Here is an 11,356-nt window from a genome sequence, read left to right as displayed (position 1 = left end):
ATTATTTATAGAGGGTATCACATCCTTCGATTAATTCTTTAACCTTAGCATTTGCCACTGGGTCAACATGAGAAATGTCACTAGCGTATAGAAGACCAATTGTGACAAGGTTTTCCCAACGCTGGAAATTATCCCAAAGAGGCAGTTTCATCAAAGACGTTTTATCTACTTCATCTATATTTGAAGCTGCATCGAATGCACTCAGTGTTTGCAACAATGGCTGCGGCTTTCTTATAACATTCCAAGCTGAAGGGCTAAGGTCAACCTTAATCTGACACTTATCTGCTTTAACCCTGATAGACTCTGCTTCAGCATCGCTGATATAATTACGTCCTACAGAGCTTACAAAATTATTAAGTGTCAATGCCGCATAATCAGCAATAGCATTAGGCTGCTCGTTCAAACTGAACACCTTGCAATAGCGGTCAATGCGTTCTGATAGCACATTCTTGATACCCATCTTCTTTAGTAAAGCAGACAGCATGAATACAACATCCTCCGAGTGTGGCAACATATGCTCCAGAACCTTAACCTTATTGTTTATATAAGCGTTCCAGTAATCTACAATATGCTTTGTAACTACGTCTGCTACAGTCGTTAGTGTCTCAGTCTCGCTTGAAATAACTTCAGCTATTGTACAGCCACGTGTTTTCAAGGCCTCTTCAAGTTTTGCTATGTCGCATCCGAAGAAGCCACAAAGCTTCTGAATATTGACTTGCTTGTTCTCTGTTGGGTCAATATCTGCCTGTTTTCTTATGAAGTTGATAACGGAAAAGTCCTTTGGAGTATCTGTATGGCAGATAATAATATCGTAAGCGATGTCACGAAGGTCACCAACAGGAACCATAAGGTTGTCAATGATATGACCAAATATCTCAGGTTTCTCGCCAACACTGAGAATAAGAGACATTCTTATGTCACTTGCAATTTGCTTAACCTTCTGATTTTTGGCATCTTTATCTTCTGGCTCGAAATACACAGACAGCGTATTATACATTTCTGTCTTAATATTCATAAGTTGGACAAGGTACTTTTTCTTTCGAGCTTCTTCTAATACTCCTGCAATGGAATCAAGGCTTCTAATAATAGCCTTAGAACCATCATTATTTACAGTAGCAACATCATTCCAAGTCTGTTCAGGGTCTGCGAAATGACGCTTCACGAACTCGTTCTTCAAGAAACTTGCTTTTAAGTTATCAAAGTAGTTCGGATAGTCAAGATGAGTGTGAACGCACTTCTCATCTGATTTAATGTCACCATCGCTGTAGCCATCAAATACGCCATTCTTACCTGACCAGTAAAAATCACGAAGAGGGTATATATTCTGGAAAGCAGCAGAGCGGAATAAACCACCAGGCTTCACCCAATCATCGAGCCATCTGTTTGGCTTAATGATTTCAGGGAATACAGTATCGAAACGATTCCAGTGAGCATCGAGTTTGTCAACATTAGAAGCATTGTCGGTTTTTGTTCTTTCCAAGTCAATATTGAACTTCGTGGCAACAAGGAACAATGGAGCAATTCCGTTAGTATTGTTCAACATGCTTGCACGTTCATCAGGCGTTGAACCAATATTATCTTCAAGCCAACTATTAATGGTCTCGCCAATTGTTGCTTCTGCTTTTTGGTCATTATGATGGCAGAACAAAACGCTGCTAATGCGAAGAGAACGTGAATACTTGTTAAACAAGTAAGCGACCTTACCGCGTCTGAGAATCTTAGGCAATACGGTATGTATTTCCTGTTCCTTATATTTCTCACGCGAGCGTGCGCCAGGGAAGTCAAGAAGATCCAACTTATGAAGGAACTTTCTGTCATTTGCTACCGATGCAGGTAATTCAAAGGTCAACTCTGCTATAAGTGCAGAAAGATTGCCTTTGTGGAAATCACGTGCAAGTATATTGCCCTTTGAATCGTATACATCAGTATAAATTTCATCTCTACCAGTATCTATTTGAACTCCACATACAGTGTCAAGCCATTCAATCTTAAGCAATGTACCCTTATCCCTGAGTACAGCTGAGAAAGGAACATAAATGTCTGTTTGGAAATTTAACTTTTTATACTCATTGATGAGAATGCTGAACAAGTGACTTAATTCTGCATTCTTATTCCAAAGAAGGCTAAAGATTTCCACCCATTTATCATAGGAAACGTACTGAATTACAGGAGCAACAATCTTAGCAAAATTTGACTGATTAACACCTGCTGCTGCATTGCCAATTACATCATGAAGGTAATCAGCAATATCTTTAATGTCATCATCATCAATTTCATTTTGATGTACAATCTTTGAAGCCCACAGATTATTCATTCCTTCAAGTGCCTTATTGATGTCATCATACTTCAACACGCTATCCTGATTAATCTTGATGTCATTGTAATATGAATCTGCCAAAAGAAGTATAATGTCAACAACTGAAAGGTTACGCACTTTAACGTAATCTTTCATGGCAGGGTTCCCTTGACTCAAAGTAAAACGTGTGATGACACCCGTTGATTCTATCTTGGCATTGTTACCGCCACTTGGGTTAAGATCATCGATGAAACTGTATGACTTGCCAGCATTGACAATTACAAATGGAGAATTGGGTGATGACAAGAGGCTACTCATCAAGTAGGACTTACCTACCTGACTTTCTCCATAGGCAGCAGCTGAACAATTCTCTTCCAAAGCAGCATAAATTCGTCTCAACTTACGGCGATATTCTTTGAATACCTCGTAAGGGAATGACTCTTTACCAAACTCTTTTGCCCATGCGATTGAACCATCAATCAGGGCGATATGTTGATTTATATCTTGTAACATGATTTTTCATTTTAAGATTAGAAATCAAAAGCGCCTGAATCTAACCAGTACTGCTCGTCAACACCAAGGCTCTGGATATGAATCTCCAGATTGCCATCCATAACATCATTTCCTTCCTTATCAGTTATAGAAGAAATGGTAAGGTTCTCCTTATCTTCAGCATCACGCTCGATGGTTATCTTGAATGGCATACGCTTCTTCAAGGTATCAATAGCTTCATTAACTAAACCCATCACTTTTGCATCGGTTGGACATCCTTCGTTACTAAGTACAGCCTTCTTTCTAATCTTGTCGGCCATCTTATGACGATTAAAATCAATTGAGTACAAAGCACGGCATGGATAAGAATCCATACCAATCTGTCGAACATTCAACGTCTCAGGAATGCTACTAACAGTTATATCGCCTCGGTTCTGATCGGGAGTAATGAAGTACTCTATCGGTTGTCCTTCTCGGGAAGCCTCAATAAAGTTGACGGTTGATTTTAGATTCTTCTTCAACAAGTCAAGATTTATAATGAACTTATTCAGGTTTGACAACTCAGATGCATAATGTCCAAGAACACCACCCATTGCCACAACTGTTTTAGCATTCTTAATGTAGCCTGTATTCTCCCCGAATGGGTACCAATCGCCTACATAGTAATCGTTAAGAACAATCAGTCTGTTAGGTGAAACAGAATAATATTTTAAGAAAATATCGCGAATAGCAGGTAGCGAAGCTGGACGACCAGAGAGAAGCACCACATCACATGCAAATGAATACACGATTGTAGCAACCTTCTTCAATAGAGGTTCAAATTCTTTACGCACAATTTCCGAAACTGCTTCTTTGTTGAAACGCCAACTCAATGTTGTTATGTCGATGTTCATCTTTCTCTTGAACTCTTCAATAACAACATCATTAGGAGGACAATCTGCGAATACATCAGAGTACTTAACAACGCAATCCTTGCTATTCTGTTTCAACAACTCAAGGAAATGGCACATTAAAGGTACCGAGTACTGGATATTAAAATCCTTGCGTAATACTCTATCTGCAATTGATTGTCCGTTATAATCTTCACCGAAGAAGTCTTTTATCTTCTGACGATAATCTCTTGTAGAAAGTGATTTGAGCTCTGTCCTGAAAGCACTATTTTCATCAAGTAGCATTATGTTCTTGATGAGTGCATGAAGCATATCGTCACCAGCAAAGTAATAACTATCGTAAAACTTTGGATCAGGTGTGATGGTAGTAACATCACCCTTGATGTAAGTGTACTTACTAATCATCAAGTCTGAGGTTCCAGCTCCTATATCCAAAGAGCCAACAGTTATTGATGGTTGAACATCACCATCATCAACTTTGCCATAAAGGTTAAAGAACTCCTGACAGCAACCCTTGTATTTGTGACCTACTTCACCATACATGTAAACCAACTGAGAACATGTGGCTTCGTCATAATACCAAGAGCCATCGTCATCCTTCATAGAACGAACTGCTGGGATGACTTCTACTGACTTTCCTGGTTTTGGATTATCAGAAGGGTTCTTATATTCAAAGTTCTCAAGAAGAATAACAGCATCCTTGGCACAATGTATCAAAGCCTCACGCTCAACCTTTGACATCGCGGTTGGACATGTGATGATTATTCTGCGAATCCTTCTTGGCATGGAAGGTTTACCAAAGCCTGTCTTGTTAGAACGATGTTCTTCACCATTGATCTGTGTTTTTGCCTGAATAAGCATCTCAAGGAAAGAGAACGTCATGAGTGAGCGGCGAGAATAATGGAATGAGCTACCACTCTCGCCTGTCAAATCCAACTTTCCATCACTCTTCAACTGGTTGGTAATTCCTCTGAGGTTGAGGATATGGTCATCCTTTTCCCCATTAAGTACAAGGAATTTCCATTCCTCCTTGTTTGGTCGCCAATCCCAAAGATAACGCTTAGGACTTGAATATGTAGATAATGACTCAACTTCATCAGCACTATTAGTAGCGAGATGAATCAACGTGTTAGCTTCTTGGCCTAAACGAATCAGGCTTGGATAAACAAATTGCTTGCTATCCTTTATACCAAAGTCGCCAAAATCCACCTTGCGGAAAGCAAGTCGCATATCGAAAGGTTCGTCATGCTTGTTAACAACGAGCGATTCTCCTGCTTCTTTTACCAAGTTGGTGTAATCGGTCAGTTCGAGTTGACGAACCTGATTGAAGTTTGTGTTATCTTCAATCAATAATGCTGTCGTACGAGAGTTACCGATGTCAACAACCATGTCAACATCCTTAATCTCAACATCAGTGTCTTTATATAGTTTAATCTTTGGAAACGCGTCTTTTTGTGCAAGATAGTTTATCAAGAATGCATAGGAAGCAATATAAGCCATACGTCTAACATTGGCTCCCTTGATCTGAGAAACTCGAGCAATGCCAGGATGAACAAGATGGAGAAGATATTCATCAATATAGCTCCAGTTATTACCAGGAGAGCAGAAATCCATCAGATAAAACTCGTTGCTACAGAGCTCAAAGTCCATATCACCCCTGAAAACGTCTGGGAAAACAGGACACTCATCATATTCATCACTTTCGCAACGAGCTCTTGTATCAAAAGCAAGCAAAACATCATAGTTCTTCTGCCCCTTCTCATCTCCCTTTGGAACCAGCTTAACACGAGCCCAGTTTAGAGGACCGAATTTAAAGCGTTTTGGGGTGCGCTTAAAGAAATACGGAACGGGTATCCATACGTTTTCGAACATAGACAATTTGTTGTCTCTGTCCGCAAATGTCATACTGAAAATATCACCCTTTACTCCTGGGCAATTCTCATCTTCTATGCGTAATGGTAGTATTCCATCGTTTTTTAAATCATTAACATCGATCTCGATAGTAGGGTCGCTGAGATAACCACCTTTATGGAGCTTTTGCTTATTGTAATAATAGCATTCATCATCCGTACGTAATTCATAAACGGGATCAAGTCTCCATACACCATTTTCAGTATCGTACCATTCATGATACCATAATTTGAATTTTTCCTGAGTGTTGATGCCAAGTGGAAAAGTGATAATCTGTATACCAGAATTGGCTATTAAAGTATGCTCTTGCATATTCTATTATTTCTGTTATTTTATACAATTGTTTCTACAAATGCAGTTGGTACATAAGCAGATGCTATCGTTAGCAACCCGTCTATGATAATTCCCACACGTTGTTGCCCCTGATATCTAGCTATCTTGCCTATTACTCCTTTAAATACACCATCGATGACGCGCACAGTCTGTCCTGCCTGAAATTTCTGAATCTCAGGTGGCACAATGATGACATCCTCAGCCTCTGAAGCACAAATAATCTTCAGACCCTCTATTTGGTAATCTGGTACGATGAGAGGTTCTTTGACAACTCGTGCTCCTTCGTGAGTGTGACGATAATAAAAACGGAGGTGGGGGAGGTTTACGTTGTCGTAAACAAATGACTTTATCTCTTCTTCCGTTCCGCGTGCAAAGAAAATATTGGGAAGACGAGATTCTTCAACGGTCTTTCGCTTGCCGTCAACTTCCTTGACGGTCTTGATAGTCGGATAGTATGCCTCTACATGCTTTCCAACCAAATAATCGTATGCCTTCTTTTCGCGTCCGTAGGTTACACGGAGAGCATACCAATGGGGAACTTCCTTGGGCTTCCTCTTGATGGTTTTAAGGGGAGCTGAGCCGTCAGTTGAGCCGTTGGCTCTTCCTCCTTCGCACCTCGGGATAGTCAAAGCAGACTTTGTCTCTCCACTCGGTTTGTCGTCAGTTCCCGACAGGGCATTTCTGGTGGACACCCCTGTTTGTGAGTTCTCCGCCAAAACTGGCTCTTGAACTTCGGGGAGGGCATCGGGGGTAAGCCCGGTGCGGGGAGGGATTTCACCGCCTCCATGGGTGTTATCATCTATTGATGCGTTATCAGCGATTTTCATATCGGTGACCTTACTTTGCTCTAGACAGAACTCCGTTAAGGACATAAAAAGAGCGTGAGATCGTCCTGTTGTCCGTCCCACGGTCTGAGGCTCTAGCAATTGCCTATTTTGGTTGAACAGACAACGTCAGAGCCCACGCCGATATGAATAATCGCTCCATTGCATAAAGTAGGCGATACCTCAGCAAAACGCTCATGCCAGCTTGGCGGTTCCGCTTTCGGTTTGCGCTACTTTTGGGAGACCTATATAAACAATTTTATTGCGCCCGAAAAGGTACAATTCGTGCTTACAAGGTCTCCGCAGGAGTGATATAATCACACCCGGGACATCTACCGTTGCTACGTTCAAGACCAAACATTTCTGTGACTTGCTAGATTACAGACCGTCTCAAACACAGCGTCAAGTAAACGCCTTCATTATGTCTGGACTATCTTTCCCACCCAATGCCCGCTTTGTACTGCTTTGTCATTATGTGACTCCGCCATACTCAGCACGGCGTAGGCTGCCTCGCTAATGCCATAAAAGAACACGTCTAACTTCGACAGATAGAGCGAAAGGCTAATAGTCCAAGTGCAAAGGTACGCATAATTTTTGAATTAGATGATAACAACTGAAAAGAAAATTTTATATAAACCTTAAAATTAACAAGAATTAACTATAAAAATTACCGTATTCCGAATTTTTGTATAAGAAAAGGTGCTTAATAACATCAAAATTGGGCCACTTAATCCTTCAAATAGCCACATTGACCACAAGAAACACTTATAATGCCTTCACAAGTATCTGCACATAAATGGCAAGGTATGTACACATCTACGACCTGGTATCTGCACATACAGGCATGTGCCACTCTAATCAATATAAATAAAGGAGGACAAAATAAAGAAACTATGGAGAGAAGAGCAAATTATACTCTACCAATCGTCTTCTTCGGATAGAAGGTATGGCTTTCCCTTTCCACTTGCAAAACTTCAAATAGAGAGGCAGAATTTGCCTTTCACCTTTCTCCAAACGAATGAGCAAGGTTGACTTTGGATATCTCGTATTGCCCAACAACTTTGCAGGACCTATTTGGTATGAAAGAGCTGCGAGAAGATAGGCATCCTTACCATATCGCGAATATAGACGATAGTGTTGTATAAGGTCACTTCTTAACAGGGAATCCGCCTGTCGGCGAGTCAGTGAATTGGGGAAATGTTCTCCTTGTTGAATCTTGTGACCATATCCGACATGCCCAGGCGTTTTGCTTTGCGTATGCCATCCCTCAAAGTATTTTGTCGAGGTGACAAGACGTTCAAAAAGTACCCTGTCTGGTTGCTGACCGTGACAGGGTACAGGGCAAGTGGATAATATACTCAACAGAATTATTGTGATGAGTCGTATCATGCTGTTGTTCTTATGTTCATTCTCTTGGTTTTGTTGAAAACTACATTGACTTGAATAATTGTATCTCCTTGATCATGGCTTTCACGTCCTCCCCAACCTGAACGAAGTTCTTGTAGAGGATGCGCTCTCGCTCTTCCTTGCTCTTGAACTTATAGAACTTAGGGAGAGGGACATACTCTGATTCCTCTTTCTTGATTTCCGCCATGTCAAAGTCGGTCTTGCAATAGAATTTGGAGGTCTTAAACTCCTCGCTTTCCTGAATGTTCATTGATCCGTTCATGCCGGTTTTCGTGGGCACGAAGTCACGGGCAGTCTGTCCGCAAATCCATCCTGTGGGCATGTCGGAGATTTTACTTGCAGGAACGAGGCTGTCCATGTTCTCATTGAGGTTGATGGAGGTCTTGTCACGATCGATGGTGACTCCCTTTTTGAGTTGCACCACCTTACCGAAGATGTCGGAGGAGAGCCATTCGAGGGTTTCCTTGGCACGAGCCGAACCGCTCACCACATTGCCCACGGTGGTGATGATTTTCTGCATTCCCACCTTGCCATAGTCGGCTTCCAACTGCGGCAGTTCCTGAAAGCCAAGTGCTACGCTCACCTTGTTGCTTCGGGCTGTGCCAATCAGTCGGTCTATTTTGTGGAAGTACAAGGTAGGCAACTCATCGACAATGATGCTGACTGGCACATTCATTCCTTGACCTGTATTCACCCTCGTTACAAGGCGGTTGAGAATCAAGGCATTCAGCGCACCGATGATGCTCTCCATTTCGGGGTCGTTGGCAATGAGCAGATAACTCGGATTCTTCGGGTCGCTGACCTTCAGGTCAAAGTCATCGCCGTCCTTGTGGAATATCCAGTACGATTCCTTGGTCGCAAGACGGGAGGTATAGACACGCAGTGTGCCTATCATTCCTTCAAGTTGCTCCATCGCTTTGTTGGCAAAGGCGGTCTGGAACGGACCCAGCAAGGGGGCAACCTCGTTGTCGGTCTGAAGCACCTCGAAGATGGTCTGATAACTCTCATTGAGGAACGACAATATATGTGGCATATCGCTATATTTCCCCAACCAATAGGCAGGCTGCACTTCCATGCCCGAATGGTCAAACACCCGTCCTGTGGGTATCAGTCGTTTCGTCTTCGGGTCTTCACGCCGCTCGGCAATCAGCATCTTGCCGTCCTTGTCGTAGGGTTCTTTGCCGTAGTTGCAGAAGAAATAGATGCAGGCAGCGAGGAAGTTGACGGCAGAAGTCTGGAAGAACTGGTCGCTGCCACCGCCGCCTTCCTTCTTTCCCTTTTGCAAGGATTCAAGCAGGGTCTCGGCGGTCTCGCTCGCTGCGGCAAGGTTGTTGATGTACTTCAACTGGATGGGGTTCACACGGCGAGAATACTCCACATCCACAAAGTTGATGATGTTGAACTTCATACCGTTGGGCATCTTGCTGTCCTTGGCATTCTTGTTCTTCAAGTAATGATAGTAGAGCTTCGTGGCGAGGGTAGGAAACTTGTAGTCATACACCACCATGGCAAAGCCTTTCTCGCTATGCTGCCTGATGAACGGCTCGATAATAGAAAAAGTCTTACCAGAACCAGGAGTACCCACAACCCATGTGCCTCGGAATGGATTGACGATATTCACCCATCCCTTGCGGAACTTGCCCTTGTAGTAATAGCGCATTGGTATGTTCACACTGTACTTGTTCTCCTGCAAATCCCTGCATTGCTCGAAGCTCTCGTTCTCGAAGTTGAATCGGTCTTTCAGCAGTCCCTCCTTCAGGAACTTGGAGATATTGTCGAGGGCGATATGCACCAGTACAACACCGACAATGGAAGTGAGCATGTAGAGCCAAGTGTTCAAACGAAGGGTATAGAAACGGGGCATTATCGAATGACCGAACAGCCATACGGACAACACAATCAGCAGTACTCCCGACAGCAGAGGATAGAGCACCTGCCTACGAGCGTCAAACTCCAGATGCTTCTTGTTGCGCGTTCCCACACAGGTGATACATATCAGCAGGAACGTAGCCACCTTGCTATACACGAGGTTGCCGTCATGGTAAATCATCCACCGTTTGATACGAGTGTGGATGTCCGTCACCACGCCTCCCAAGAAGTCCAACTGTTCTGGCTCCAATGCGTAGGCGAAGAATTCCATCAGGATGGAGACGTAAATCACCGCCCTGAATATCTTGTAAAAGCCCTGTAACTCTTTGCTTTCTTCCATTTACTTTACGATGATGTTGGTGATAATGACAAAAGGAAGAAGGATGCCATGGTGGACACCCTCCAGTCCTCTTTTGAGTTTATTCGTAGCCGTTGATGGTCTTCTCAGCCTCTACTGTCCACGGAGAGATAGTTGCAGATATGACCTCCAAGGTGTTACGCACTGGCTTCAGTGAATAGCTGTAGGAATGTCCCGCTTTCCATGTGTCGGAAGTATAAAACCAGAATTGTTCTCCGTTATCAAGGTCCAATGTCATGTCCGGCATAACCTGTGCAGGAACGTAAAGCGTGTATTCCAAGTGGTCGCTTTTTTCTTCACCGAAATAATAGGTGGTGACAGGTACGTCACTGCATTCCACCTTACCACTCTTAATATTGAATGTGCCACTATCAAAGAACTCGATGAAGGTCAAAATCGAACCTGCAAATTGATTAGTGGTAAATCCATTTTCAGGCGATGTATATACTTTCAGAATCACACGCACCATCTGATGGGTGAAGTTCAGCGTGAGGCTCGGATTGACGTAGGATGCCGTTCCGCTGGCAAACAGGAAATCATTGACCTTCTGCTCACTCTGTACAGCTGCCTCCGGCACTTGGAACTCTATGAGGTCGTTGGTAGGATTTGGTGTGTAAGGATAGTAGGCATTGAAGGTGTGGGTGTCAGTGTCCGTGAAAAACACCTTGCTGGAACTAACGAACTGGTTTGTGCCGCCGTTTCGTGTGAACTTCTGGTTGTTTATCATCCCTGTGGAAGAGATGCCAATCATATCATTGAGCTCCCACTGATTGTCAACGGCTCGTGTGGAGACGGCAGGTTGCAGCATCTCCAGATTGGTGAACACCTGAAGCTGCTTGGTCGATGTGCTGTCAGTCACAACCACCGAACCGCCGCCACCGGGCAGGTAAATCTCATTGACGATGTCTTGGTCACAGGACGTGAGGAGTACGGCTCCAAGTCCCAACATTAGAAACAAATTCTTTTTCATGCTTTT

At 43.1% G+C, this 11,356-nt stretch carries 6 protein-coding genes; all 6 read right to left on the bottom strand.

The annotated features are described in order from the left end of the window. Position 1: 1 nt before the first annotated feature. Complete coding sequence (locus tag BUC01_RS03150) at positions 2-2,809, bottom strand: virulence factor SrfC family protein (protein WP_025830769.1); 2,808 nt, start codon at positions 2,807-2,809, stop codon at positions 2-4. A 17-nt stretch (positions 2,810-2,826) separates the two neighbouring features. After that, the gene (locus BUC01_RS03145) at positions 2,827-5,901 is read right to left on the bottom strand and encodes a virulence factor SrfB (RefSeq protein ID WP_073312705.1); all 3,075 of its coding nucleotides are present in this window, start codon (positions 5,899-5,901) and stop codon (positions 2,827-2,829) included. A gap of 20 nt (positions 5,902-5,921) precedes the next feature. Next, positions 5,922-6,749, bottom strand: a complete 828-nt coding sequence (locus BUC01_RS03140; RefSeq protein WP_073312703.1) for a UpxY family transcription antiterminator — start codon at positions 6,747-6,749, stop codon at positions 5,922-5,924. An 888-nt stretch (positions 6,750-7,637) separates the two neighbouring features. Further along, complete coding sequence (locus BUC01_RS03135; protein WP_139261789.1) at positions 7,638-8,135, bottom strand: glycoside hydrolase family protein; 498 nt, start codon at positions 8,133-8,135, stop codon at positions 7,638-7,640. A gap of 40 nt (positions 8,136-8,175) precedes the next feature. Further along, positions 8,176-10,362, bottom strand: a complete 2,187-nt coding sequence (locus BUC01_RS03130; RefSeq protein WP_073312701.1) for a type IV secretory system conjugative DNA transfer family protein — start codon at positions 10,360-10,362, stop codon at positions 8,176-8,178. A 79-nt stretch (positions 10,363-10,441) separates the two neighbouring features. Beyond that, on the bottom strand, positions 10,442-11,350 hold the full coding sequence (locus BUC01_RS03125; RefSeq protein ID WP_025830771.1) for a fimbrillin family protein: 909 nt from the start codon (positions 11,348-11,350) through the stop codon (positions 10,442-10,444). Between the last annotated feature and the right edge of the window lie 6 nt (positions 11,351-11,356).

Source organism: Bacteroides stercorirosoris, from assembly GCF_900142015.1.
GTDB lineage: Bacteria > Bacteroidota > Bacteroidia > Bacteroidales > Bacteroidaceae > Bacteroides > Bacteroides stercorirosoris.
This window is presented reverse-complemented; position numbering and strand designations above follow the sequence as displayed.